This is a genomic window from Kaistella solincola, from assembly GCF_000812875.1.
Classification (GTDB): Bacteria; Bacteroidota; Bacteroidia; order Flavobacteriales; family Weeksellaceae; genus Kaistella; species Kaistella solincola.
Genome location: NZ_JSYK01000003.1, coordinates 591175 through 617212 on the forward strand (window position 1 = coordinate 591175; position 26038 = coordinate 617212).

Below are 26038 nucleotides of genomic sequence, written 5' to 3' on the forward strand. Positions count from 1 at the left end.
AGCTATTTCGGGAATTTTATATTCATTTTTTAACACTCTTTTTGCTCGGAAACTGCTTCTTTTGAAAAATAATTTCAGTATTTTTGAAAAAATTGAGAGATTGAAAATGAAGAGATACCTGATAATCGCTTTTTCCGCCGCGGTGTTGGTTTCGTGCGGTTCCGCAAAACCTACGGTGGTGAAAAGAGAAGCACCAACAAAAACCGTAAAGCGTGCTGAAAACCTCAAAGTGCTGGAATCTTACTATTCCGGAAAAAACTCAGCTTTAGTAAGCGAATTAATCAAAGATGCTCATAAATATCTGGGCGCACCGTACAAATATGCAGGAAATACCTCTTCCGGTTTCGACTGTTCGGGTTTGGTAGTCAAAGTTTTCGATGAAAACAAGTTAGATCTGCCACGCCGCTCCGAAGACCAGTCCAAAAAAGGCGTTGAAATCAAAATCAAAGAAGCAAAACCCGGCGATCTTGTATTTTTCGCAACTTCCGGCGGGAGCCGCGTTACACACGTGGGCATCGTAAATGATATCGGCCGCGACGGCGAAGTGAAATTTATTCATGCGTCTACTTCCAAAGGCGTTATTATTTCTTCGCTTAACGAAAAATATTGGAACAACGCTTACCTTTTCGCGCGCAGAGTTTTGTAAATTTGCCGCTTGAAAATCATTAAAAAAAAATAAAAACTGATGTTACAGCAAACCATAGAAAATATCTGGGATAACAGGGAATTGCTTCAAAATGAAGACAGCCAGAAAGCCATCCGCGAAGTCATTCGCCAGCTGGATTTAGGTGAACTCCGCGTTGCGGAACCAACTGATAACGGCTGGAAAGTAAACGAATGGGTGAAAAAAGCCGTCGTAATGTATTTCCCGATTCAGAAAATGGAAACTATCGAAGTTGGCCCGTTTGAGTTTCACGATAAAATGCCTTTAAAAAGAAATTATGCGGAAAAGGGCGTGCGCGTTGTGCCGCATGCAGTGGCGCGTGAAGGTGCATACATCGCGTCTGGTGTAATTTTAATGCCGTCTTACGTGAATATCGGCGCTTATGTGGACTCCGGAACCATGGTAGATACGTGGGCAACTGTTGGAAGCTGCGCGCAGATCGGTAAAGATGTACATTTAAGCGGTGGAGTAGGCATTGGCGGTGTTTTAGAACCGTTGCAGGCCGCTCCCGTAATCATCGAAGATAACGTTTTCGTAGGTTCGCGCTGCATCGTTGTGGAAGGCGTTCACGTGGAAAAAGAAGCGGTTTTAGGCGCAAATGTTGTGCTTACCGCTTCCACAAAAATAATCGACGTTACAGGCGAAACGCCGGTGGAAATTAAAGGCCGCGTGCCAGCGCGTTCTGTGGTTATTCCGGGCAGTTATACTAAACAATTCCCGGCAGGTGAATTTCAGGTGCCTTGCGCGCTGATCATCGGACAAAGAAAGGAATCTACTGACAAAAAAACATCCTTGAACGACGCTTTGAGAGAAAATAACGTCGCTGTTTAAAATAGAATTTTGAAAAAATAAGCTGTTAAAATCCCATTTTTTTGGGATTTTTTTTGGGCAAATATTTTCTTTAAAATTTATAAAAATCCAAAAAAATACCTTTTTTTAGCACTAATTTTTTTTGGTTAAATAAATTAACACGGTTGAAAATCAAATGTTTACAAAATATATAAAATTGTTCTTGCGAGTTAAAATTTTTATTAGATATCTTTGCAGAGTTAAAAAGCATGAAAAATACATTCACTTCAATCCATCATCATCATCTCATCCAAAAGACGAGTTGATTAATTGTGGTCGAAAGTGACTAAAAAAATAATAAAAACCGTCTGAACAAAGACGGTTTTTTTTATGCAAAATTGAAAACATTTGTTCAGGCACCAATTTCCAGATTGATATGAGCAAATTAAAAATCGCAATTCAAAAAAGTGGACGCTTAAGCGAAAAATCTCTTGAACTTTTAAAAGAATGTGGAATAAAATTTCCCGATTTTAAAAGCAAACTTAAAAATTCTGCTACCAACTTTCCCTTAGAAATCCTTTTTCTACGCGACGATGATATTCCGAAATATGTGGAACAGGGAATAGTAGATATCGGCATCATCGGCGAAAACGAAGTGCTGGAACAGGACAAAAATGTGATAGTCGTGCGAAAACTTGGTTTTGCAAATTGCCGCCTTTCGCTCGCCATTCCAAAAGAAACGGACTATAGCAACCTTAGTTTTTTCAAAGGTAAAAAGATTGCGACTTCTTATCCGACCATTGTCAGAAATTATTTTGAAAATAAAAATATTTTTGCTGAAATCGTGGAAATTTCCGGGAGTGTGGAAATCGCGCCGAGCATCGGTCTGGCAGATACCATCGCCGATTTGGTGAGTTCCGGCGGCACGCTTTTGCACAACGGATTAAAAGAAGTTGAGGAAATTCTGCGTAGCGAAGCCGTTTTAATTTCCAACGAAAATTTGCCTGCAGAAAGCGAAATAATTCTGGAATCATTTCTGTTTCGGATTCAGGCGGTGGTTAATTCGCGGGAAAATAAATACATTTTGCTTAATGCACCAAATGAATCGCTTGATCAAATCATTAACATTTTGCCCGGCATGAAATCGCCTACCGTTTTGCCACTGGCGGAATCTGGGTGGAGCAGCATTCACTCCGTAGTGCGCGAAAATGAGTTTTGGCAAATTATAGACGAGCTGAAAAAGTGCGGTGCTGAAGGAATTTTGGTTATTCCAATTGAAAAAATGGTTTTGTAAATTCAGAAATTATGAAAAATATACTGAAATACCCGGCAAAAAATACGTGGGAAATTCTTTTACAGCGGCCTGTTCTTGAGAAAGCTAACTTGCGAAATACCGTTCAGGAAATTTTCAGTGAAGTTAGAAATGCTGGTGATTTTGCCTTAAAAAAATACTCCGAAAAATTCGATCAGGTAAACCTAAAAAATTTGGCCGTTTCACCGGAAGAAATTGAATTTGCGACAAAAGAAGTTTCCGATGAATTGAAGAATGCAATTGCGCAGGCAAAGGAAAATATTTTTAAATTTCACTTTGCACAAAAGGAAAAATCCGTAGAAATCGAAACGACAGAAGGGGTGGTTTGCTGGCGCGAATCCCGACCGATTGAAAAAGTTGGTTTGTATATTCCAGGCGGCACGGCGCCGCTATTTTCAACGGTTTTGATGTTGGCTATTCCCGCGCAAATCGCGGGCTGCAAAGAAATAATTTTGTGTACGCCACCGCAAAAAAACGGCACCATCAATCCCGCGATTTTGTACGCGGCGAGCTTATGCGGAGTTTCAAAAATCTTTAAAGTGGGCGGCGCGCAGGCAATTGCTGCACTGACTTTCGGCACCGAAAGCATTCCTAAAGTTGACAAAATTTTCGGTCCCGGAAATCAATATGTTACACAGGCAAAACAGTTGGCAACGGAATATAATGTTGCAATCGATCTGCCGGCCGGTCCAAGTGAAGTTTTGGTGATTGCCGATGAAAGTGCAAATCCAACATTTTGCGCGGCCGACTTGCTGTCCCAAGCGGAACACGGAACCGATTCACAAGTGATTTTTATCGCGACAGATGAGCAAATTTTAGAAGAAACTTTAGCTGAAATTGAAAAGCAGGTTTTGGAACTTCCTCGACGGGAAATCGCAAAAATTACCCTGAATAGTAGCCAATTTATTTTGGCGAAGTCCGTGGAACAAGCAATTGAAATCAGCAATTTTTACGCTCCGGAACACTTAATTTTAGCGGTTGATAATCCACGAAATTACGTTTGCAAAATCACAAACGCGGGTTCTGTTTTTCTTGGAAATTATACGCCGGAAGCGGCCGGAGATTACGCAAGCGGAACGAACCACACTTTGCCGACGAATGGTTTTGCGAAAAATTATAGCGGCGTTTCGCTCGACAGTTTTGTGAAAAAAATGACGGTTCAGGAAATCTCAAAAAAAGGAATTCTGAAAATCGGAAAAACCATTGAAGTTATGGCCGAAGCGGAAGGTTTGTTCGCACACAAAAATGCAGTTTCATTGCGCTTAAAATCACTTCAAAATGGAATTTAATTTAGAAAAATTGGTGCGACCACATTTAGCAAGTTTAAAATCTTACCAGACTTTGCGCGATTTTTACATGCGCGAAAAAATGACCTTTTTAGATGCTAATGAAAATCCATTTGGTGAATTCAACCGTTATCCGACCGGAAATCCGCTTGAATTAAAGAATAGATTAGCTGAAATAAACGGCGTTAATGCCGCAAATTTATTTTTAGGAAACGGAAGCGACGAACTTATAGATCTCATTCAGCGGCTATTCTGCGAACCTGGGAAAGATGCTATTTTGGTGATGAATCCGAGTTTTGTGATGTATGAGATTTATGCGAAAATGAATAATCTGCAGGTTGAAAAACTCGATTTAAATTCAGGTTTTCAGCTGGAAAAAAATACTTTTTTGGAAAAAAATGCTCAAAGAGCAGCCAAAATTTTATTTCTGTGTTCGCCGAACAATCCAACCGGAAATGCTATTGAAAATCTGGAATTTTACATTGAAAACTTTAATGGAATTGTGGTTGTTGATGAAGCTTATATTGAATTTTCAGCTCAGGATTCAGCTGTGAAACTTTTAGCAAAATATCCAAATTTAATCGTTCTGAAAACTTTGTCAAAAGCTTATGGAATGGCGGGTTTGCGCATCGGAATCGGAATTGCGTCTGAAGAAATTGCAGATTTTTTCAACCGTTTTAAACCGCCGTACAACATCAGTTCAGAAAGTCAAAAACTTGCTTTAGAGCAGCTAAAAAAATCGGTGCAAATTGAGGAAAAAATTTCAAAAATTCTGGCTGAAAAAGAACGTTTAAAAAGAAATTTAGGACAAATTTCGGAAATTGTAAACATTTACCCTTCGGAGGCCAATTTTTTTCTGATCGAATTTAAAGATGCTGAAAAAGCGTATCAAGTTTTACTTGAAAATAAAATTCTGACAAGCTTAAGACATCCGGCTTTAAAAAATTGTCTTCGCATCAGCGTCGGAACAGCTGAAGAAAATTCCAAATTACTAAATGTTTTAGCACAAATTTAATTATGAAAAAAGTATTATTCATCGACCGCGACGGCACATTGATTATTGAACCGCCGACAGATTTTCAGGTTGATTCTTTAGAAAAACTGGAATTTTACCCAAAAGTCATTCAAAATTTAGCGAAAATCGTAACCGAACTCGACTACGAACTCGTGATGGTTACAAATCAGGACGGTCTCGGAACTGATTCTTTTCCCGAAGAAAATTTCCAGCTTCCACAGGAAAAAATGCTGAGAACTTTGGCCAATGAAAACATCATTTTTTCGGATATTTTAATCGATAAAAGTTTTGAGGCAGAAAATTCCCCGAATCGCAAACCGCGAACCGGAATGCTTCAGAAATACATCTTTGGAAATTACGATCTCGAAAATTCTTTCGTTATCGGTGACCGCAAAACCGACGTGGAACTTGCGAAAAATTTAGGGACAAAATCAATTTTTATTGGTGAAGAAAATCCTTACGGCGCCACTTTAACCACCAAAAACTGGGACGAAATTTACCGGTATTTAAAGCAAATTCCGCGAAAAGCAAAAGTTCAGCGAAAAACCGAAGAAACAGAAATTTCCATCGTACTCCATCTTGACGGAAGCGGAAAATCTAATATTAGAACCGGCTTGGCGTTTTTTGACCATATGCTGGAACAGATTTCAAAACACGGTAATTTCGATTTAGAAATCACAGTAAACGGCGATTTAGAAGTTGATGAACACCACACTATTGAAGACACGGCGCTGGTTTTAGGAACATGTTTCGCGGAAGCTTTAGGCTCGAAAAAAGGAATTGAACGCTACGCTTTTGCGCTGCCGATGGACGATTGTCTCGCGCAGGTTGCGTTGGATTTTGGCGGACGCAACTGGCTCGTTTGGAACGTAGATTTCAAACGCGAAAAAATAGGCGATGTGCCTACTGAAATGTTTTTTCACTTTTTCAAATCTTTTACAGACACCGCGAAATGCAACCTGAACATTCAATGTGAAGGCGATAATGAACACCACAAGATAGAATCAATTTTCAAAGCTTTTGCTAAAGTTCTGCGAGATGCCGTAAAGCAAAATCAAAATAATTTCTCCATACCAAGCACAAAAGGAACCTTATGATTGCAATTATTGACTATGTCGCCGGAAATGTAAAATCTGTACAAAATGCCGTAGAAAAACTGGGTTTTGAAACCATCATCACTTCAGATTTTGAGGAAATTAAAAACGCTAAAAAAGTTATTTTTCCTGGTGTTGGCGAAGCTTCCACGGCGATGAAATATTTGAAAAACTTGAAACTGGACGAATTAATTCCGAGCTTAAAGCAGCCTTTTTTGGGAATTTGCTTGGGCCAGCAACTGCTCTGCAATTTTTCGGAAGAAGGAAACACAAAATGTCTCGGCATTTTCGACTTAAATGTCAAAGGATTTCCCGCGACCGACATTGTGCCGCACATGGGCTGGAATAATTTACAGCAGATTAACGGTGAATTATTAGCTGGAATTTCCGCCGACGATAACTTTTATTTCGTGCACAGCTATTACTGTGAAATTGGAAAAAATACGACATCAACTTGCGATTATATTTTGCCTTTCAGCGCGACTTTGCAAAAAGATAATTTTTACGGAACGCAGTTTCATCCGGAAAAATCCGGTGCTGTAGGAGCAAAAATTTTAGAAAATTTTTTGAAGTTAAAATAAAAGACTTTAACCATAAAAGTAACTAACAAATTACGCGAAAGTACGGTGGTTTAAAAAAAATTAAAAATGAAAATAATTCCAGCTATTGATATCATCGACGGAAAATGTGTGCGCCTCTCGAAAGGCGATTACGAAACGAAGAAAATCTATCATGAAAATCCGCTCGACATTGCAAAAGAATTTGAAGCCAACGGAATTCAATATTTACATGTCGTTGATCTCGACGGTGCGAAAGCGAAGACTATTAAAAACCTGAAAACGCTTGAAATTTTGGCTGCTAAAACGGCATTAATTATCGATTTCGGCGGTGGAATAAAATCAAGACAGGATTTAAAAAACGCTTTTAGTGCCGGCGCAAGTCAGGTTACGGTTGGAAGTATTGCCGTAGAAAATCCGGAAATTTGTGCCGAATGGCTCGAAGAATTTGGTGCGGAAAAATTAATTCTCGGCGCTGACTGTTTAAATCGGAAAGTCAAAACTTCCGGTTGGCTCACGGAATCTGATTTGGATGTTTTGGATTTTATCCAGGATTATCAGAAAAAGGGAATTCAATCGGTAATCTGCACCGATATTTCCAAAGACGGAATGTTGCAGGGGCCGTCTTTTGAGCTTTATACGGAGATTTTAAAACAAACTAAAATTGATTTAATAGCAAGCGGCGGAATTTCATCCATCGAAGACGTAGAAGAATTGAAAAATATCGGCTGTGCCGGCGCCATCATAGGAAAAGCTTTATACGAAGGAAAAATTTCCTTAAAAGAACTCCAAAAATTTTTATAAATGTTGAAAAAAAGAATTATTCCGTGTCTGGATATCAAAGACGGGAAAACGGTAAAAGGAGTTCAGTTTGAAGATTTACGGATCGCCGGCGATCCCGTGGAACTCGCAAAAAAATATGTGAAAGACGGCGCTGATGAATTGGTTTTTCTGGATATCACGGCGACTTTGGAAGGCAGAAAAACATTGATCGAACTCGTAGAAAAACTCAGTTTGGAAATCAATATTCCGTTTACAATTGGCGGTGGAATTTCATCTGTTCAGGATGTAGAAGCTTTATTAAAAGCCGGTGCAGATAAAGTTTCGCTCAATTCCGCGGCGGTTCGTCGGCCAGAACTGATTCGGGATATCGCGCAGCAATTCGGTAATCAATGCGTTGTGGTTGCCATTGATACGAAAAATATTGCGGGTGAAGATTTTGTTTTCATCAGCGGCGGAAAAATTCAGACCCAACTGAAAACTTTGGATTGGATTAAAGCTGTAACTGATTTAGGTGCAGGTGAAATTTTACTTACTTCAATGGATTTTGATGGTACAAAAAATGGGTTTGACATCCGCATGTTGCAGAATGTTGCAGAAGTTTGTCAGCTTCCGGTAATCGCATCCGGAGGTGCCGGAAAAATGGAAGATTTTACGGAACTTTTTAATGAGACAAAAGTCACCGGCGGTCTGGCAGCGAGCATTTTTCACTTCAATGAAATTGCGATTCCGGAGCTTAAAAATTATTTAAAAACGCAGAAAATAAACGTACGATGAAATTAGATTTTGAAAAAGGAAATGGTTTGGTTCCCGCAATTATCCAGGACAGCTGCACGCAGCAGGTTTTAATGTTGGGTTATATGAACGAAGAAGCGCTGGAACTTACAAAAAGCGAAGGAAGAGTTCACTTTTTCAGCCGCACCAAAAACCGGATTTGGCTTAAAGGTGAAACATCGGAAAATTATCTTTTCGTAGAAAACATTGCGGAAGATTGCGATTCCGATGCGCTTTTAATTCAGGTAAAACCGGCGGGAAATGTGTGTCATACCGGAAGTTTCAGCTGCTTTGGTGAAAAAAATTCCAAAGGTTTTCTGTATGAATTAGAAGAAAAAATTTCGGGTAGAATCGACCAAAAATCCGAAAATTCCTACACCTACGATTTGTTTCAGCGCGGCATCAACAAAGTGGCGCAGAAAGTAGGAGAGGAAGCCGTGGAACTTGTGATAGAAGCAAAAGACGATAATGCAGAGCTTTTTAAAAATGAAGCTGCCGATCTCATGTATCACTTTTTAATTTTGTTGAAAGCAAAATCATTTTCGCTAAGCGATATTGAAGAAGTTTTGCTTGCTCGTGATAAAAAATAAAAAAATAGCCGTTTTTTGCCCAAAAAAAAAGAAATCCCGCATCATAAGATGCGGGATTATAATTGATAACAAAAATTTTACATTTATTTTACTTGATCTACAATTGCTTTGAACGCTTCAGGGTGATTCATTGCTAAATCAGCTAAAACTTTTCTGTTCAATTCAATATTGTTAGATTTTAGAGCGCCCATAAACTGGGAGTAAGACATCCCGTGTTCTCTTGCACCCGCGTTGATACGCGTGATCCAAAGGCTTCGGAAGCTTCTTTTCTTTTCTTTTCTACCGCGGTAAGCATATTGCATTGCTTTTTGCACGGCGTTTTTCGCTACGGTCCAAACATTTTTTCTTCTACCGAAAAAACCTTTCGCCAGCTTAATTACTTTTTTTCTGCGAGCTCGGGAAGCTACGACATTTACTGATCTTGGCATAATTTAAATTTGTTTTTTTGAAAAGGGCGTTCGCCGTGGCGAAACTTTTTTGCACCGTTTCAGGGTTAAAATTTCTGAATTTCTGGAATCCTTATAAACCGGTTGATTTATAAAAACTACTTTAAAGCTAATTGGCGTAAAACACTTTTTTTGTCCACTTCAGCCACGTAAGAAGTTTGCGTAAGATTTCTCTTTTGCTTGGTTTCTTTTTTGGTCAAGATGTGGCTTTTGAAAGCACCTTTTCTTTTAATTTTACCGGTTCCGGTAAGCTTAAAACGCTTTTTAGCACCTGATTTAGTTTTTAATTTTGGCATTACTTGCTGCTTTTATATTGTTATCAATCTCTTTCTGTCGCGCGTAGAAAGCATCTTGAGAGATATTTCCACGTTTTTCAGACTGCAAAAGTACGAAATTTCGTGCAAATACGAAAAGATATTTGGTTTAAATATTTGCGGGTTTTGGGCGTGTCCGTTGGTCGCTCATTATGGCGCTCGCTGCGCTCGCGCCACCATTCGCTCCCGCCGGCCGGGCTTTCCGCTCATACTCCTCGGTCCGGCGCGGCCTTTAGGCTGCGCCGGACCTGCGGGGTAACCGCTGCGATCCCTCACGCAGCTTGACTTTAACTCGATATTTTTTTAAATCAATAGCCAATTAATACGCAGTAAGATCCAATTCATTCGCGTCATAAAAAATCATAAAATTTGGGATTTTCCGGTCGAGCGGTCTTGCTTTTGATGCGGATTTCACCATACACCAAAAAAATATACGAATATGTTAGCAATGAACTTTCGCGGCCCATACCGCGTGCGTGCCGACCGCAATATGCCCGAGCCGCAAATCGAACATCCGGAAGATGCAATTGTCAAGGTTTTAAGATCCTGCATTTGCGGTTCCGATCTGCATTTATACCATGGCCTTGTTCCTGATACCCGTGTCGGGAGTACTTTCGGCCATGAATTTATTGGCGAAGTAGTAGAAATCGGTTCCGGCGTACAGAAATTAAAGGTAGGAGATAAAGTCATGGTACCTTTTAATATTTCCTGCGGCAAATGTGCCTTCTGCAAACAAGAACTCTATGGCAACTGCCATGAATCGAATCCTATGGCTACAGCAGTAGGAGGAATTTTCGGATATTCACACACCGCCGGAGGATATCAGGGCGGGCAGGCGGAATATGCGCGCGTTCCTTATGCCGATGTCGGTCCGACTGTAATTCCGGACTGGATGGATCCTGATGATGCCGTTCTCTTGACCGACGTGGTACCGACAGGTTATCAGGCGGCGGAAATGGCGGGAATCCAGACAGGAGATACAGTGGTGGTCTTCGGTGCCGGACCAATTGGGATTATGGCTGCAAAATCTGCCTGGCTTTTTGGTGCCGGACGGGTTATCGTAATTGATCATATTGAAGAAAGACTGGAGTTTGTCGCCAGATATGCGCAGTGCGAAGCCTACAATTTCAACAGCATTGGCGATCCCGTGGTTTTCATCAAGACACAAACCGACTCGCTCGGTGCGGATGTCTGTATTGATGCTGTGGGCTGTGAGGCAAAAGGTAACACGATGAACACGCTTTTGGGAATTAAACTAATGTTGCAGGGAGGTTCTACTACAGCACTTCACTGGGCAATAAATTCCGTTAAAAAAGGTGGAATCGTTTCCATAGTAGGCGTTTACGGACCTATCGATGCTTTGGTTCCAATTGGAAATGTAGTAAATAAAGGAATTACCATTCGCGCCAATCAGACAGCCGTGAAACGTCATCTTCCAAAGCTGATCGAGCATGTGAAAAACGGTATCATTAATCCGAAGGAAATTATTACACACCGGATACCGCTTGAGGAAATGGCCGACGCTTACCATATATTTTCCAACAAGCTGGATGGCTGTATTAAAACCGTTTTAATTCCGCCCACAGCTTAAGAAGTGTTTAACATTAAAAATATCACAACATGCATACAGATGAAACCAAGCCTTCAGACTTTAAAAAAAGTCAACCGGCAGATCATAGTCATATAAAAGGTTGGGGCATAGATGCCGACCCGCAGAACGATCCCACTTATCCCATTAAAAAGCGGACGAACGAAGAACATGAAGGTTACGCGTGGGATAGGCCCGTGCAGCAAGAAACCGATGTTGAAATCCTGAAATCCGTGGAAAGGCCGAACTTAACTGCAGTTTTTGGTACCGCAGCACCGCCACATGGTGTAGCCGGGAAAATCCGGGAATATGCTTTTAAATACAGTGAATCCAGCTACGGCAGATGGCTTCCGCTTATGTTGGCGGACCGGGTTGGAGTAGTGGAAGGCATTATTGACGACTTTACGAAAGGTCATATCCCGAACGTTGCGGCTGAATTGGGTTGGCCCGGCGAATGGAAATACAACAAGAAAGGTTTTATTATAAAAATCGCGGTTGCAGCTGCGGTAACAGCAGTTGCCGTAAGTGTCCTGAGCTCGAATAAAGACAAGGAGGACTGATAGTTTTTAAAATATATTTCTAAATAAAAGAGACTTTTTCAGGTCTCTTTTTTTGTTTTGGGCGGTCCGTTGGTCGTTCATTATCGCGCTCGCTGCGCTCGCGCGACCATTCACTTCCGCCGGCCGGGCTCTTCGCTAATACTCCTCGGTCCGGCGCGGCTTAAAGGCCGCGCCGAACCTGCGGGGTAACCGCTGCTATCCCTCACGCGGTCTTGACCAATAATAAGATTCTTGTTAACAATTTGTTAAAATTGCTTATATTTGAGATTGTCGCGCGTTATGGTGATACAAAAAAAAATTAGTATGGGTATAGACAACATAAGACAATTTATAAAAGAAAAAGCAGAGCAATTCGGCGCGAAAACAGAACACGAGTTCAACAAACCCTATGTAGAAAGAAACAATACCGGTCAGGAAGCACTTAAAGACAACGGCGCATATTTTGGTTTCATTCATCCGGAAGAAGAAGCCTCGGGTCCTTTCCACGACTTTTCATTAACTATTTTTCCAAACGATCAAAATAAACCATGGTTAGTTTGTCTCGGAATTGGCTCCAGCGGATTTAAAAACGACTATGAACTTGCAACCTATCCCGGATTAAGAAGATTGTTTTCAAAGCTAACTGATGAACGCGGATTTTGCAAATCTGACTTTTCAGACATCGAAACTAGTCTAGCTAAATCAATTACTGGTAGTCTGGACTTACAGCACATAAAAAACACCATTAAAACTTACACCAAAGTTTTACCGACTTGCCAAATCGTTGATGACCCGGAGAGCGAAGAAGGAAAACAAATTATTGCAGCCTTTGTGGCTGGTTATTCTAAACTTAGAGATTGGCCTTCCAATAAAGACCATAGAAAAGCAGTTTCAGAAGCTTTACAGCCATTTTTAAAAACAGAAACAATTGATGAAACAGAAGAAATCAATAATCTCTTAAGCGAAAGAAAGTACATAGTTCTTCAAGGGCCTCCAGGAACTGGAAAAACAAGAACAGCAAAAAGTGTTGCTGATAAAATAGGTACAAAAACTTTCTTCACTCAATTTCACGCAGAGACAAGTTACTCTGATTTTATTTTCGGAATCAGACCCGACACAGAAAACGAAGAACTGAGATACAAAGAAAATTTAGGCAGCTTCTCAGAGGCTTTAAAATATGCCGTTGACCATAGCAATGAAAAAGTCATTTTAATCATTGACGAGATAAACAGGGCGAATCTTTCAAATGTATTGGGACCTATTTTTTACCTTTTTGAACATAAGATGGACGTTTCGAATGTTGAGATTGAAATTGCTCCCAACTTCAAAGTAAATCAACTACCCGAGAACTTTTCTGTAATTGCCACTATGAACACTGCCGACAGAAGTTTGGCCGTTGTTGATTTTGCCCTAAGAAGACGCTTTGCGTGGTACACTCTAAAGCCAAAAGCCATAAAATCGAGACAGTTTTATAACGAAGACTTTAGCAGGATTCAAGAAATATTTGACTGGTATGCCTCAAGTACTGAATTGAACTTGCAACCTGGTCAAGGCTACTTCATTGCTGACTCCGAAGATGAAATGAAAAATCGTATTCGTTATGAAATATTCCCTTTGATTAAAGAATATTTACAAGAAGGACTTTTGCGAAATGCTAAAGAAGAGTTCAATAGTTATTTCTCGACTAGAATAAATCTATCCCTTTTTGAATGATCAAGCCATTAGATGTTTTTTGTGAAATTCCTTGCCTAACCGAACAATCAAAACAGTTAGGTGGAGTGGCTTTGCAAAAAAAGTGGTTCAAATCAGCTGACAAAAGAATTATTGGTCAATACCTCCAGAAATTTATTGACTACAACTCTGACCAATTTAAATTTCTAGGTGTTCAGCCATATATAATTGGCTCAGACCAAAGCACCGCACTAACATTCCGTTCATCTGGTTTTATTGGCTCTATTCCTTTGAGAGCTTCTGACACTGGAAAGCAGATTGGTGATTTTGTAGTTATGCCTAGGTTTACTGGGCGAGACAGATTTGAGGACTACATAGAAATCCTAAATCTACTTGGAACTGAAATTAGTCCAGAGTTCATTGACAGTTTACCATTGGCATCAGGTAAAAATTTCAGACCGCCATTGTATTTGGAGGCTGTAAAATTCATAGCAGCTCTTGAAAAACTGACAATGAGGCCGTGGAGAAAGTTTGACAATATTGAAAAAGTTTCAAGTCAGCCTACTGGTCAAATTAATTGGACAAAATATATCAACAACGAATACAAAGTAGAAAATAGGCTAAAATTCCCATCAAGAACAAATGTTTTAAGTGAGTTTCATTCTGAATATTCGCAAATTAGATATGTCTTTGACATTTGTAAAAGTGAATTACTTTCAGCCAATACACCGCAGAGAATTAAGAACACTTTGCAAACCAAATTGAATTTCCTTGAAGAACGTTTGTATCATCACAAACCAAAAGCAACTAATAAAATCATAATACGGTTTTCCGAAAGTCCAACAGCGAAAGCCTGCAAGGAACAAGCAAATAAAATCTTAAACTTTAACCTTGTAGACAGCACCGCTTGGCGAGTTGACTTTTCAGATGTATTCGAAAAATTTATACAACATATTTTTAAGGAAGCTGCAAAAGAAACTGGTGGACGACTGTATTCCAACTACAAGTTCCACTCTAGGACTTCAAAACACTACTCTTGGGAACTTAAGCATATCGAACCGGACGCAATTTTTCAGAAGGAGAATGTTTTGGTTTTTATAGATGCCAAATACAAATCAAATTTGTACAACAAGTTTGACCAAAGTGAAATTCTGAAAGAAGACCACAGACACGACTTACATCAAATAATGGCTTACTCCTCATTCAGTAAGACAGACTATAAATTTGGTTTTCTTTGCTACCCATCGGCCCAAATTGAATTGAAAACTATTGAATATAAAAACGGAATAAACGATGTAGGAAATACAATAATGATTTTAGGTGTTCCGTTAAAAAAAGACAGTATTAAAGAAGCAAAAAAATTATTGACAAGTCGGCTAAACGAAATTGAAAATAGCATACTCATACGATAGTTACGATGATGCAAATTTTTAGCAATTAAAGTTGCCCTTCAGTGTTAACTTCTCATAATTAAAAAAATGCCCCAAATAACCCTCAAAAAAGTCACCTTAGAAAACCTCACGAAATTGCAGGAAATTAGCCGGCAAACTTTTGAGGAAACTTTTGCACAGCAAAATTCTGCAGAAGATATGCAGAAATATTTAGCGGAAGCCTTAAGCACGTCGCGCTTAACAAAGGAACTTTTGGAGGAAAATTCAGAATTTTATTTCGCGCTGGGCGGCACAAAAATTACCGGCTATATCAAGCTAAATTCCGGAAATTCCCAAACAGAACTTCAACACGAAAATTCCCTCGAAATTGAAAGGATTTATGTCTTAAAAGAATTTTTGGGTAAAAAAGTCGGACAAATTTTATTCAACCACGCGCTGCAGATTGCAAAAGAAAAAAAGGTGGATTTTGTATGGCTTGGCGTCTGGGAAAAAAATGAGCGCGCTATTAATTTTTACCTCAAAAACGGCTTCGAAAAATTCGGTCAGCACAGCTTTTTCCTTGGCACCGACGAACAGACCGATATTATGATGAAACTGAAAATAACTCACGATTCATAAAAAGAAATAATTGCGCGTGCGATTTTTTTGTATTTTTAATTATCTGAAATTTTAAATTCAAAAAAACCCATGAAAAGAAGCGATTTTTTAAAAAACTCAGCTTTGGCCGCGCTTGGTGTCACCACGATATTTGCCACAAACTCCTTTACCGAAAAAAAAGCCAGTTCTAGCCCGGAAAAAATCATGGATGAATCTAACGATAATTTTGAACTGGATGAAATATCCATTGCTGAACTTCAGGAAAAAATGGCGAAAGGAACGTACACTTCGGCGCACATTACCCAACTTTACCTGAACCGCATTGAAGCAATTGATAAAAACGGCCCGATACTAAATTCAATTATAGAAATAAATCCGGACGCTTTAAACATTGCAAAAGCGATGGATAAAGAAAGAATAGAAGGTAAAATACGCGGTCCGCTGCACGGAATTCCGGTTGTCATCAAAGACAATATTGATACGGCAGACAAAATGATGACAACGGCTGGCGCGCTTGCCATGCTTGGAAATTATGCCAAGAAAGATGCTTTTATTGTAACGCAGCTCCGAAATGCCGGCGCTGTAATTATTGCGAAAACCAATTTAAGCGAATGGGCAAATTTTCGCTCCACGAATTCGTCTTCTGGTTGGAGCAGCAGGGGCGAGCAAACCAAAAATCCTTATATTTTAGATCACTCGCCGTGCGGCTCAAGCGCAGGTTCGGGTTCTGCAGTTGCTGCCAATCTGTGTGCAATTGCGGTCGGCACAGAAACCGATGGTTCCATCACCTGTCCGGCTTCGATTAATGGTGGAGTAGGCATAAAACCTACGGTTGGTTTGGTCAGCCGCTCCGGGATTATTCCCATTTCTAAAACTCAGGATACCGCAGGTCCGATGACACGCACCGTTACCGATGCCGCAATTCTTCTCGAAGTTTTAGCAGGTGTTGACGACGCTGATGCGGTGACTAAAGAAAGCCGAGGTAAAAATACCGCCTACACGAAATTTTTGACCAAAGACGGTCTGAAAGGAAAAAGAATTGGCGTTGAAAAGAAAAAAATTACCAATCAGTTTTTGAATGAATTACAGCAAAAAGCAATGGAAGTTCTGAAAAATCAGGGCGCAACGATTGTGGAGCTCGAATATGTCGACAGCATCAATAAACTCGGAAATGATGAATTTGAAGTTTTGAAATATGAGTTTAAAGACGGTGTGAATCAATATCTTTCGACCGCGAACGCTAAAATGAAAAGTCTGGCCGATGTCATTAAATTCAATAAAGAAAATGAAGACACCGCGATGCCGACTTTTAAACAGGAATTGCTGGAACAAAGTGAAGCTAAAAAAGATTTGAAAGATCCGGTCTATCTAAAAGCGGTAAAAAACAGCCACGAAGGTGCGAAAAAAATTATTGACACTGCAATGAAGAAATATAACCTCGACGCTTTCGCCGGTTTAACAATGGGACCTGCCTGCAGCATCGATGTGATTTACGGCGATAAATGGGGTGAAGTTTCGCTCACCGCACCGGCTGCAATGAGCGGTTATCCACACATTTCCGTGCCATGTGGTAAAGTGTATGATTTGCCAGTTGGTTTATCCTTTTTCAGCGGCGCTTACCGCGAAGGTGAAATTATCGCGATGGCCTACGCTTTTGAACAGGCGACGAAACACCGTGTAAAACCGGAATTCAAAAAAGCTTTTTTGCTTAATTATTAATTATTAGTTATTAATGGATGCGAGGTGCAGGAGCGAAAATGTCTTGCTATAAATTCAAAAAAAAGGAGGCTAAAAGCCTCTTTTTTTTATATTTTAGTTTCACGTTGCATTCCCATCAGCATGTCATCACATCAATGAATCAGCAATTAAATCTATTTTGCCGGTTTCTTCGGACTCATCATCATAATCATTCTTTTGCCTTCTAGTTTCGGCAGCTGATCAACTTTTCCAACGTGTTCCAATTCCTGCGCTAATTTTAAAAGCAAAATCTCGCCCTGATCTTTAAATATAATGGAACGTCCTTTAAAGAAAACATAGGTTTTCAGCTTTGAACCTTCTTCTAAGAATTTTTCGGCGTGTTTCTTTTTGAATTCGTAATCGTGCTCATCTGTCTGAGGACCAAACCGAATTTCTTTTACGACAACTTTTACCTGCTTGGCTTTAAGCTCTTTCTGCTTTTTTTTCTGCTCGTACAGGAACTTTTTATAATCCAGGATTCTGGAGATAAAAGGTTCTGCTTTATCTGAAATAACCACCAAATCCAAGTCCTGATCTTTTGCTATTTCTAGAGCTTTTTCTAGCGGATAAACGCCGGGTTCCACATTATCACCTACCAAACGTACTTCTCTTGCACGGATTTTTTGATTAATCTGGTGCAAATCTTCTTGAACACGTCTCTGTGGACCTCTACCTCTGTAATGAAATTTTTGTGCTATGGTGTCTATTTTAATTGGTTAATTTCCTGTAAATTTTTCTAAATTTTTGCTTCTTTTTTGAAGTAATTAATGAAGTCCTCAACGCTCATAGCGCCCAGGTCGCCTTCGCCACGTCTTCTAACAGAAACTGTGCCGTTCAGTTCTTCATTTTCACCAACGATAAGCATGAAAGGCAGTTTGTTAATTTCTGCATCCCGGATTTTTTTGCCGGTTTTTTCATTGCGTTCGTCAATCAAGCCACAAATATCGTGATTTTCCAGCAATTGTGAAACTTTTTTTGCATAATCCACATATTTTTCGCTGATCGGTAAAATAGTGAATTGGTCCGGTGCCAACCATAATGGGAAATCACCCGCAGTGTTCTCCAAAAGGATTGCGATGAAGCGTTCCATAGAACCGAATGGAGCTCTGTGAATCATCACCGGTCTGTGTTTTTCGTTATCGCTGCCGTTGTACCACAAATCAAATCTTTCCGGTAAATTGTAATCCACCTGAATGGTTCCAAGCTGCCACTTTCTGCCTAGCGCATCTTTCACCATAAAGTCGAGTTTCGGTCCGTAGAAAGCGGCTTCTCCGGTTTCGATCACGTAGTTCAAACCTTTTTTCTGCGCGGCCTGAATAATGGCGTCTTCTGCTTTTTTCCAGTTTTCGTCGGTGCCGATGTATTTTTCTTTATTTTCCGGATCGCGTAAGGAAACCTGCGTTACAAAATCTTCAAAACCTAATGATTTAAATACATAAAGCGTTAAATCGATAACATTTTCAAATTCCGCCAGCAACTGGTCTGGCGTACAGAAAATATGTGCATCATCTTGCGTAAAACCGCGAACTCTTGTCAAACCGTGAAGTTCGCCGGACTGTTCGTAGCGGTAAACCGTTCCAAATTCCGCAAAACGCTTGGGTAAATCTTTATAAGACCACTGTCCGACTTTATAAATCTCGCAGTGGTGCGGGCAGTTCATCGGTTTCAGCATAAATTCTTCACCTTCATTTGGTGTTTTGATTGGCTGAAAACTGTCTGCGCCATATTTGTCCCAGTGACCTGAAGTCACATATAATTCTTTCGCACCGATGTGTGGTGTCATCACAAATTCGTAACCGGATTTTTTCTGCGCTGCAGAAAGAAATTCTTCCAGTTTTTTTCTTAACGCAGTTCCTTTTGGTAACCAAAGTGGTAAACCTGCGCCAACCTTTTCAGAAAACGCAAAAATTCCGAGCTCTTTGCCTAGTTTTCTGTGATCTCGACGTTTTGCTTCTTCTAATCTTTCAAGAAACTCTGTTAAATCTTTTTGTTTCGGGAAAGTGATTCCGTAAACTCTGGTGAGCTGTTTGTTTTTTTCGTCGCCGCGCCAATAAGCGCCGGCAGCGTTCAGTATTTTTGCAGCTTTTACAATTCCGGTCGCCGGAATATGGCCGCCTCGGCATAAATCGGTGAAGTTATCGTGAGTTACAAAAGTAATTTCTCCGTCGTTCAGATTGCTGATCAATTCAGTTTTGTACGGATTGTCGGCATATTCTTTTAAAGCATCAGCTTTTGAAACCCGATATAAACTGAAAGTTGAATTTTTCTTGGCATTTTCGAGCATTTTTTTCTCGATTTTCTCAAAGTCTTTTTCCGACAAAGTTTCGTCGCCGAAATCTACATCGTAATAAAAACCTTGTGCAATTGCCGGTCCGATGGTAAGTTTCGCGTTCGGATAAAACTCCGTAATCGCCTGCGCCAAAAGGTGTGCGGAAGAATGCCAAAAGGCTTTTTTTCCCAAATCATCATTCCAGGTAAGAAGTTGAATCGCAGAATCTGTGGTTATCGGCGTGGTGATTTCTACCTGCGTTCCGTCTACAATTGCGGAAATGGTATTTCTGGCCAAACCTTCACTTATTGATTTTGCGACGTCCAGCGGCGTTACCGCGCTGTCAAATTCTTTGATGCTTCCGTCCGGAAGAGTGATTTTTATCATTTTTTTAGGGAAAAATTTAGCAGCAAAAATACGAAATTTTCGGGATTATTTTTGGTAATCGCACAGCTTTTCGAAGAAGCGGAAAATAAACTTCTAGCCCCGATTGAACGGCGTGTCTGAGCTCTCCCGATTCATCGGGAAGCGAGTAGTATAAGCGGGTTGAAATGGTGAAAGAATGCAAAATCGTGTTGCTCCTAAAAAAAAGACCTCAAAATTTTGAGGCCTTTTTAATGGTTTTTCGTTTTTAATTTTCGTTTCCTTGAGAATCCATGTCGTTTTCCATGCCGTCATAGGTTTTGGTGTACGTACGGTTTTCATCGATGAAGTAGAGATTATTTTTTGCTTTGCTGATGATTCTGGCGCGTTCTCTTTCGCTTAAATCTGCGCTGGAAGTCCGCGCTTCATCCTGATAGCGGTCTTTGGTAAATTCATTTACGTCAATCGCGCCATTTTCGTTCATAATGTCGCGCGCTCTTTCGGCTTTGTCCATGTCATCCGCGTACACGGTAACGATATTGCTTTTGGTGCCGGCGTAGCTGTATTTTTGTCTTTCATCATCGTCGTCACCGAAAAGCCAGTCCCAAAAACCCGAAGTATTTTTGTCCTCGGTAAAATTGTAAGTGGCGGAAGGATTATCGTGGTCGCCGGTGGTAGAGTAGCGCGAAACCTTGTAATCATCCTGGGTGAAACCGGAATTATTGAGTTTGTTTGCCGCCTGGTCGGCATCTTCATTGGTCGGGAACATTCCCACAACGGTGTATGACATAATTTTGATTTTTGCGTTAAAAATTTGTGATTTGGTTACTAACGTGCATCAAAAATCGTGACAAGGCGCTCAATTAGCGGAAACTTTAGAAGTTTTTAACAACTGCAGAAATATTTTTTAGCTGCTTTACGGGCATTTTTTTTCGTTTTCAAAAAATCGAAATTTGGGGCGTTTTAGCGCCGTTTTTTTTTGAATTGAGGAATGTTTAAAATTTTAAAATGAAAAAATTAGCTGCTTTAACGGCTTTTTTTAAAACTAAATTTTTGGCTGTTAAAAGCACAAAAAAAGCGAAAATTACTTTTCGCGATTTTTTTCAGTATTGTCGGTTTTTCCGTCCGGATTTAATTTTGAACCTTCTTTGACTTCTTTTTTCACTGTTTCTTCAGATTTTACTTTTTCGGAAGATGCGGGAATGTTCGGAAAATCCTGATTTTGCTTTTTAACATCGGATTCAATTGTTTTTTTGGTTTCGTCGTGGTGCATTGTTTTGTTTTTTAGGTTTTGCTGAGATCAAGTTGACCGGTTTGGTCTTCGATGGTGTAGTTCAAAGCCTTTGCCAAAACAAAAATTTGCTCCAGATTTTCCAAAAGTTGTTTTCGGCCTTCCGCTCGCAAACGGTTTTTATTTACGGTTTTGTAGGCGTTTTCTTTTGCGGATTTTGTCACTTTTTGAAAATCTTTGTCGGTAAAACGGTCAAAAAATGAATCGTCCATGGACTGAATTTCCACGCTTGGAATGATGCGGATTTCAGCAGTTGGCAATTCTTCAATTATTAGTTTTTTGTTGACCGAATCTACTTTTACCTTCATTTTGTTCAGATCATAAGAAACCTGCGCGTTGGTTTTGGTAAAAGTGATGAGCTCTTTTTCCGCCGCCGGGAAAATGGAGCTGCCCAAAATCTGTGAAGTGATTTTGGTTTTCTGCATACTGGAAAAATCCTGCTCCATAACGACCATTTTGTTCATTTTCCGAATTTGGTTCGTGATGATGTAATAATCATTCTGCACTTTGTCTTCCACTTTTTTGGTCATGGTATTCCACACCAAAAATAGGAGTAGCATCAGCGCCCCGCCGCCCAGAAAGAAGAAAAGTGGTTGGTTTTTTCTCAATTTATTTTAAAATGTCGGTTATTGAGGTGTTGTCTTTTTTGATGATTTGCAGTAAATCTCTTTCAAGGTAGCCGGTGCTTGGTCGTTCAATAATTCTGCCAATTTCTTTGCCGTATTTTGTTACGATGATCGTTGGTACGCGCTGGATGTTGTAAGGACCTTCTTCACCGCTTGGTGATTCATATTTTCGGTTCACGGCGATCATCGTCAGTTTTGAATCCGGAAAACCTGTGGCTTCCAAAATTTTGAAAAAGCGCGGAACTTCACGGTGACTGTCGCCACACCAGGTTCCCATGACCAAAACCATATTGTAAGAATTCAGTTTTTCTTTTTTAAGCTCAGCGACGGTTTTTTGGTCGAGCTGGTATTCATCGTGCTCGAAATTATACCACTGGCTGTAAGGTTCTTTCAACAATTGGTCTTTTGACTGGTGTCCTAAAAGCATTTTACCGTCATTTGTGGTTTCTACTTCACGATTGATTACCACTTTTTGCGAATCGCAGGACTGAAAGGTCAGGATGCAAGTAGCCGCTGTAAATATAATTTTGGTAAATTTTTTCATATAAAATTTCTCTTATTTTAATTTTCTAAAACCGATTGTAAATCTGCCGGCGAATAATATTTGTTTTTCAAAACTTTGTGATCTGCGCTGCGGTGAACATTAATTTTTTCACCGGAAATTTGCGCGTACGCCGTCTCGCCTTTTTCTTTGTAAAACTGAATGGTTTCTTCCGCTTCACTTTCAGTATTACAAGCTTTCGAAATATTCGAACGGTGAACTTCGTTAAATAACGGAACAAATTTTTCGCCCAAACCGAATTCCAAAACCGCGCCGCTTAGTACATACTGCAAATCACACAACGCATCTGCAATTTCCACTAAATTATTTTCGGCAATTGCTTCCTTCAGCTCGTTTAATTCTTCCTGCAACAATGAAATTCTTAGTTCGCATCTTTCCGGGCTTGGGATTTGTGGTGCATCTAAAATCGGTGCGTTAAAAGTCCGGTGAAATTCAGCAACCTGGTTCAGTGAATCTATTTTTTCCATTCAATAATTTTAAACAAATATAAACAACGAAGTCGATAATGTGAGAGGTGAACAATAATTTTTTAGCTGCTATTTCAGCCTTTTTTTTCATTTTACTGATTTTATAAAACAAAAAAAACACCGATAAATCGATGTTTTTTTCAGTTTTTCATTTTCCTTATTTTGAAATCTCGCGGCCGATAACCAGTCTTTGGATTTCGGAAGTTCCTTCACCAATTGTACATAATTTGGAATCTCTGTAATATTTTTCTGCCGGGAAATCTTTGGTGTAACCGTAGCCACCGAAAATCTGTACCGCGTTGTTTGCGATTCTTACACAAGCTTCAGAAGCGTACAGTTTTGCCATTGCGCCTTCTTTCGTCATCGGCTTTTTAGCGTTTTTAAGGTCAGAAGCTCTTCGGATCAAAAGTTCCGCCGCATCGATTTCAGTTGCCATATCTGCAAGCATGAAGTTGATCGCCTGGAACTGGTTAATCGCTTTCCCGAACTGATGTCTTTCCAACGAATATTTTAAAGCCGCTTTGTAAGCACCTCTTGCAGTTCCTAAACTTAACGCCGCAATAGAAATTCTACCACCGTCCAGAATTTTCATCGCTTGTTTGAATCCGGAACCTACTTCGCCCAAACGGTTTGCATCCGGAACGCGAACATTATCAAAAATAAGCTCGGCGGTTTCCGACGCGCGCATTCCTAATTTATTTTCTTTTTTTCCGGAAGTAAATCCGGCCATTCCTTTTTCTAAAACAAAAGCGGTGGAATTATTTTTTGCGCCTTTTTCGCCTGTTCTTGTCATTACCACGGCAATATCGCCGGAAATCGCGTGTGTGATAAAGTTTTTCGCACCGTTGATAATCCAGTCGTTGCCGTCTTTAACAGCAGTTGTGCTCATTCCGCCGGAATCCGAACCAGTGTTGTGTTCTGTAAGTCCCCACGCGCCGATTACTTTTCCGGACGCTAATTGTGGCAACCATCGGTGTCTTTGCTCTTCGTTTCCAAACTCATAAATATGGTTTGTACACAATGAATTGTGCGCCGCAACCGACAAACCGATTGATGGGTCAACCTGCGAAATTTCGTCCAAAATCGTTACATATTCGTGATAACCTAAACCAGAACCGCCGTATTCTTCAGGTATTACGATTCCCATAAAGCCCATATCGCCGAGCTGATGGAATAAGTCTACCGGAAAAGTCTGGCTTTCATCCCAATCCATAATATTCGGACGGATGTTTTTTTCTGCAAAATCCCGCGCGGTTTCTGCAATCATATCAAGGTTGTGAGTTATCTCGCTATTCATAAATTATATTTGCTCCCAAAGATAAATAAAATGAACAAAGCATTAAAATATTTCTACAGCTGCGACCAGTTTATTTTTTCGGCGCTAAAACACCTAATTTTTTGCTTTTAAATTTTTAAAGTAAAAGTTATTTCAGATAAAGCCTCATCTTTTTTTCAACGTCAGCTTTTAGGTTCAGGCTTTTAAATATTTTCTTTTCATCTTTTGATGAAATGCGGTAATAAACAATTTTATCGGCGTAATATCTGAAGTACGGATGACTTTTCAGCCATTCTTCCGGCGCGTCGAGGAGCGAAAACCGTTCTACATTTTCTGTGTTTAAAGGTGCTATTTCCACCAGTTTCTGTGCTAAATTTTTATCAATATTATAAGTTTCCAAAATCTGATTTTTTGCCATAAAACCGCCCAATTTTTTTCTGAAACCTAAAAAGCTTGCGGCGCTTCTTTCATCAAAACCAAATTCTATAAGCTGGTTAAAGGTAATTTGGTTTAAATCTGTTTTGCTGAAATCGGTTGGATTTGTGGCAAATTTTTGTAAATTGTTTTCCGTGCGGTTTGCAGAATTTTCGGTGGTGTTTGAGGCAAATTTTCTCTCTTTTATATTTTCCGGATTTAAAACGATAAACGGTTTCAAAGCTTCAAATTTTTCAGGTGAAATCACAAAACAGCGCGCGATGTCTTCTAAATTTTTAAAACTGCCTTTCAGATTCCGGTCGCGGTAATTTATAATAACCTGCGCTTGTTTTTCCGAAAAACCAAGATTTTTCCAACCGACCAGATCGGTGATATTCGGGTCGAAAGGTTCATAACTGATATCCTTTTTTTCTGCTTTAAAATCTTTAGAAATGAAATTTTTTGATGTTGCAGCTTCCGCCGATGATTTTTCCGGTAAAAGCAGATATGGCGCGAGTTTTTGAAAATTTTCCGCGCTGATTACAAAACATTCACCAAATTTTTCTTTGCTGTGAAAACTTCCGCCGAGATAATTTTTATATTTTAAAATGGAAGTTGCCTGCTTTTCCGAAAATCCTAAATTCACAAAATCAGCAGAAGAGTAGTGGTCGGGATTAAATTTTCCGGGTATTTTGAGCGTTTTTTTGGTGGAAAATGAATTGCCGGAATAAGCAAAATTTGGACGGTCGCTATTGTAATTGCTTACAAAACTCGCAGATTTTTTGTTTCCGGAAACTTCTTCGGGCAATAAAATATACGGTTCAAGTTCCGAAAATTTTTCCTCCGAAATCACATAGCATTTCTGAAGTTCTGCTTTAGAATGAAAATTTCCGCCTAAAACCGACTTATATTTTAAAATGGTTTGCACTTGCTTTTCCGAAAAACCCAGCTGCTGCCATTCTGCCGCGCTTAATTCATTTGGATTAAAGTCCGAAAGCGAAGATTTCGTGTCGCTTCTGATTTCAGAAAATGTGTCTGGCGCATTTTCTGTAGCCTGCGTGTTGTTGAAATAAAATAAACCGGCGACCAGAAAAACGCCGGAAGTCGCGAAACCAAGAATATAGTTTTTCGCGGAAGAAAATTGTATTTGTAATCTCATTGGGTATTTTTGGTAAAAATATTATGTTAAATGAATTGCCATACTGCGAGATTCACTTAATTTTTACCGGTGAAAACACCCAATTATTCGGGTTTGTCCGCGAGAGAGTCTTTGAGTTTTATTAATTCTGCTTTTACAAAATTCAGCCTGTCAATCATCGAAACCGTTTCCGAGATCTTCGAATTCGTCGCCAGCGCAATGCGCGCGCCATCCAGCGTGTAACCTTTTTCTTTCACCAAATGATAAATAATCTGCAGATTTTTAATGTCTTCGGGCGTAAAATATCGGTTTCCTTTCTTGTTTTTTTTGGGTTTAATGATGGGAAATTCCTGCTCCCAGTAGCGGATCAGAGAAGCGTTGACATCAAAAGCTTTTGCAACTTCGCCAATGGAATAGTAGAGTTTATCTGGTAAATTGAGTTTCATTTTTTAGGAGGTAACTGAGCAAATTTACATAAAATAACGCGG

At 39.8% G+C, this 26038-nt stretch carries 28 protein-coding genes; 16 read left to right on the forward strand and 12 right to left on the reverse strand.

Annotated features, from left to right (window positions below; all coding sequences use genetic code 11):
* Positions 1-106: 106 nt before the first annotated feature.
* The 10 genes from OA84_RS06740 (at position 107) to hisIE (ending at position 8861) form a co-directional block, all read left to right on the forward strand.
* Positions 107-646, forward strand: coding sequence for a C40 family peptidase (locus OA84_RS06740; RefSeq protein ID WP_039345792.1), 540 nt, complete (start codon positions 107-109; stop codon positions 644-646).
* Positions 647-682: 36 nt separating this feature from the next.
* Entirely contained in the window at positions 683-1495 is an 813-nt protein-coding gene (locus OA84_RS06745; RefSeq protein WP_039344057.1) for a 2,3,4,5-tetrahydropyridine-2,6-dicarboxylate N-succinyltransferase, read from the forward strand.
* A gap of 394 nt (positions 1496-1889) precedes the next feature.
* Positions 1890-2747 (forward strand): ATP phosphoribosyltransferase, encoded by an 858-nt coding sequence (gene hisG / locus OA84_RS06750; protein ID WP_039344059.1) that lies wholly within the window; start codon positions 1890-1892, stop codon positions 2745-2747.
* Positions 2748-2758: 11 nt separating this feature from the next.
* Positions 2759-4054 (forward strand): histidinol dehydrogenase, encoded by a 1296-nt coding sequence (gene hisD, locus OA84_RS06755; RefSeq protein WP_039344061.1) that lies wholly within the window; start codon positions 2759-2761, stop codon positions 4052-4054.
* On the forward strand, positions 4044-5066 hold the full coding sequence (gene hisC / locus OA84_RS06760) for a histidinol-phosphate transaminase (RefSeq protein ID WP_039344063.1): 1023 nt from the start codon (positions 4044-4046) through the stop codon (positions 5064-5066). Before hisD ends, hisC begins: the two co-directional genes overlap by 11 nt.
* 2 nt (positions 5067-5068) lie before the next feature.
* The gene (gene hisB, locus OA84_RS06765; protein ID WP_039344065.1) at positions 5069-6163 is read left to right on the forward strand and encodes a bifunctional histidinol-phosphatase/imidazoleglycerol-phosphate dehydratase HisB; all 1095 of its coding nucleotides are present in this window, start codon (positions 5069-5071) and stop codon (positions 6161-6163) included.
* The gene (gene hisH / locus OA84_RS06770; protein WP_039344067.1) at positions 6160-6741 is read left to right on the forward strand and encodes an imidazole glycerol phosphate synthase subunit HisH; all 582 of its coding nucleotides are present in this window, start codon (positions 6160-6162) and stop codon (positions 6739-6741) included. The genes hisB and hisH overlap by 4 nt, the downstream gene beginning before the upstream one ends.
* Before the next feature lie 66 nt (positions 6742-6807).
* Positions 6808-7521: a 1-(5-phosphoribosyl)-5-[(5-phosphoribosylamino)methylideneamino]imidazole-4-carboxamide isomerase gene (hisA, locus tag OA84_RS06775; protein WP_039344069.1), complete on the forward strand. Its 714-nt coding sequence runs from the start codon at positions 6808-6810 to the stop codon at positions 7519-7521.
* Positions 7522-8274 (forward strand): imidazole glycerol phosphate synthase subunit HisF, encoded by a 753-nt coding sequence (hisF, locus tag OA84_RS06780; protein ID WP_039344071.1) that lies wholly within the window; start codon positions 7522-7524, stop codon positions 8272-8274. It begins immediately after the preceding gene.
* On the forward strand, positions 8271-8861 hold the full coding sequence (gene hisIE / locus OA84_RS06785) for a bifunctional phosphoribosyl-AMP cyclohydrolase/phosphoribosyl-ATP diphosphatase HisIE (RefSeq protein ID WP_039344073.1): 591 nt from the start codon (positions 8271-8273) through the stop codon (positions 8859-8861). The genes hisF and hisIE overlap by 4 nt, the downstream gene beginning before the upstream one ends.
* 83 nt (positions 8862-8944) lie before the next feature.
* Here hisIE and rplT read toward each other — a convergent pair whose 3' ends face one another.
* Both rplT and rpmI read right to left on the reverse strand, forming a co-directional pair.
* Positions 8945-9289: a 50S ribosomal protein L20 gene (rplT, locus tag OA84_RS06790; RefSeq protein ID WP_039344075.1), complete on the reverse strand. Its 345-nt coding sequence runs from the start codon at positions 9287-9289 to the stop codon at positions 8945-8947.
* A gap of 116 nt (positions 9290-9405) precedes the next feature.
* Complete coding sequence (gene rpmI / locus OA84_RS06795; protein WP_027377392.1) at positions 9406-9603, reverse strand: 50S ribosomal protein L35; 198 nt, start codon at positions 9601-9603, stop codon at positions 9406-9408.
* Positions 9604-10069: 466 nt separating this feature from the next.
* On the opposite strand from rpmI, the gene OA84_RS06800 reads away from it, so the two are divergent.
* From OA84_RS06800 to OA84_RS06825, 6 genes are all read left to right on the forward strand, one after another.
* The gene (locus OA84_RS06800) at positions 10070-11212 is read left to right on the forward strand and encodes a zinc-dependent alcohol dehydrogenase (protein WP_233701828.1); all 1143 of its coding nucleotides are present in this window, start codon (positions 10070-10072) and stop codon (positions 11210-11212) included.
* Positions 11213-11241: 29 nt separating this feature from the next.
* Entirely contained in the window at positions 11242-11769 is a 528-nt protein-coding gene (locus OA84_RS06805; RefSeq protein WP_052252139.1) for a hypothetical protein, read from the forward strand.
* 303 nt (positions 11770-12072) lie between these two features.
* A complete protein-coding gene (locus OA84_RS06810; protein ID WP_039345799.1) occupies positions 12073-13461 on the forward strand; it encodes an McrB family protein in 1389 nt (462 codons plus the stop codon).
* On the forward strand, positions 13458-14831 hold the full coding sequence (locus OA84_RS06815) for an McrC family protein (protein WP_039344080.1): 1374 nt from the start codon (positions 13458-13460) through the stop codon (positions 14829-14831). Before OA84_RS06810 ends, OA84_RS06815 begins: the two co-directional genes overlap by 4 nt.
* 66 nt (positions 14832-14897) lie before the next feature.
* Positions 14898-15428, forward strand: coding sequence for a GNAT family N-acetyltransferase (locus OA84_RS06820; protein ID WP_039344082.1), 531 nt, complete (start codon positions 14898-14900; stop codon positions 15426-15428).
* A 69-nt stretch (positions 15429-15497) separates the two neighbouring features.
* On the forward strand, positions 15498-17126 hold the full coding sequence (locus OA84_RS06825; RefSeq protein ID WP_039344084.1) for an amidase: 1629 nt from the start codon (positions 15498-15500) through the stop codon (positions 17124-17126).
* 152 nt (positions 17127-17278) lie between these two features.
* Here the strand turns inward: OA84_RS06825 and infC are convergent, their stop codons facing one another.
* The 10 genes from infC to OA84_RS06875 all read right to left on the reverse strand — a co-directional run bounded on the left by infC (position 17279) and on the right by OA84_RS06875 (position 25996).
* Positions 17279-17785, reverse strand: coding sequence for a translation initiation factor IF-3 (infC, locus tag OA84_RS06830; protein ID WP_039344085.1), 507 nt, complete (start codon positions 17783-17785; stop codon positions 17279-17281).
* Between the two features lie 95 nt (positions 17786-17880).
* Positions 17881-19800, reverse strand: a complete 1920-nt coding sequence (thrS, locus tag OA84_RS06835; RefSeq protein WP_039344087.1) for a threonine--tRNA ligase — start codon at positions 19798-19800, stop codon at positions 17881-17883.
* 244 nt (positions 19801-20044) lie between these two features.
* On the reverse strand, positions 20045-20566 hold the full coding sequence (locus tag OA84_RS06840) for a hypothetical protein (protein ID WP_039344089.1): 522 nt from the start codon (positions 20564-20566) through the stop codon (positions 20045-20047).
* Positions 20567-20860: 294 nt separating this feature from the next.
* Entirely contained in the window at positions 20861-21049 is a 189-nt protein-coding gene (locus tag OA84_RS06845) for a hypothetical protein (RefSeq protein WP_039344091.1), read from the reverse strand.
* Positions 21050-21060: 11 nt separating this feature from the next.
* The gene (locus OA84_RS06850; protein WP_156965066.1) at positions 21061-21627 is read right to left on the reverse strand and encodes a DUF4230 domain-containing protein; all 567 of its coding nucleotides are present in this window, start codon (positions 21625-21627) and stop codon (positions 21061-21063) included.
* A 49-nt stretch (positions 21628-21676) separates the two neighbouring features.
* The gene (locus tag OA84_RS06855) at positions 21677-22237 is read right to left on the reverse strand and encodes a TlpA family protein disulfide reductase (RefSeq protein WP_039344095.1); all 561 of its coding nucleotides are present in this window, start codon (positions 22235-22237) and stop codon (positions 21677-21679) included.
* 17 nt (positions 22238-22254) lie between these two features.
* Positions 22255-22722 carry a pyrophosphohydrolase domain-containing protein gene (locus OA84_RS06860; RefSeq protein ID WP_039344098.1) on the reverse strand — a complete coding sequence of 156 codons (468 nt, stop codon included), beginning with the start codon at positions 22720-22722 and terminating at the stop codon, positions 22255-22257.
* A gap of 157 nt (positions 22723-22879) precedes the next feature.
* Positions 22880-24019, reverse strand: coding sequence for an acyl-CoA dehydrogenase family protein (locus OA84_RS06865; protein ID WP_039344100.1), 1140 nt, complete (start codon positions 24017-24019; stop codon positions 22880-22882).
* A 127-nt stretch (positions 24020-24146) separates the two neighbouring features.
* Positions 24147-25571 (reverse strand): helix-hairpin-helix domain-containing protein, encoded by a 1425-nt coding sequence (locus OA84_RS06870; protein WP_039344102.1) that lies wholly within the window; start codon positions 25569-25571, stop codon positions 24147-24149.
* A gap of 83 nt (positions 25572-25654) precedes the next feature.
* Positions 25655-25996: a MerR family transcriptional regulator gene (locus OA84_RS06875; RefSeq protein WP_039344104.1), complete on the reverse strand. Its 342-nt coding sequence runs from the start codon at positions 25994-25996 to the stop codon at positions 25655-25657.
* Positions 25997-26038 lie beyond the last annotated feature (42 nt).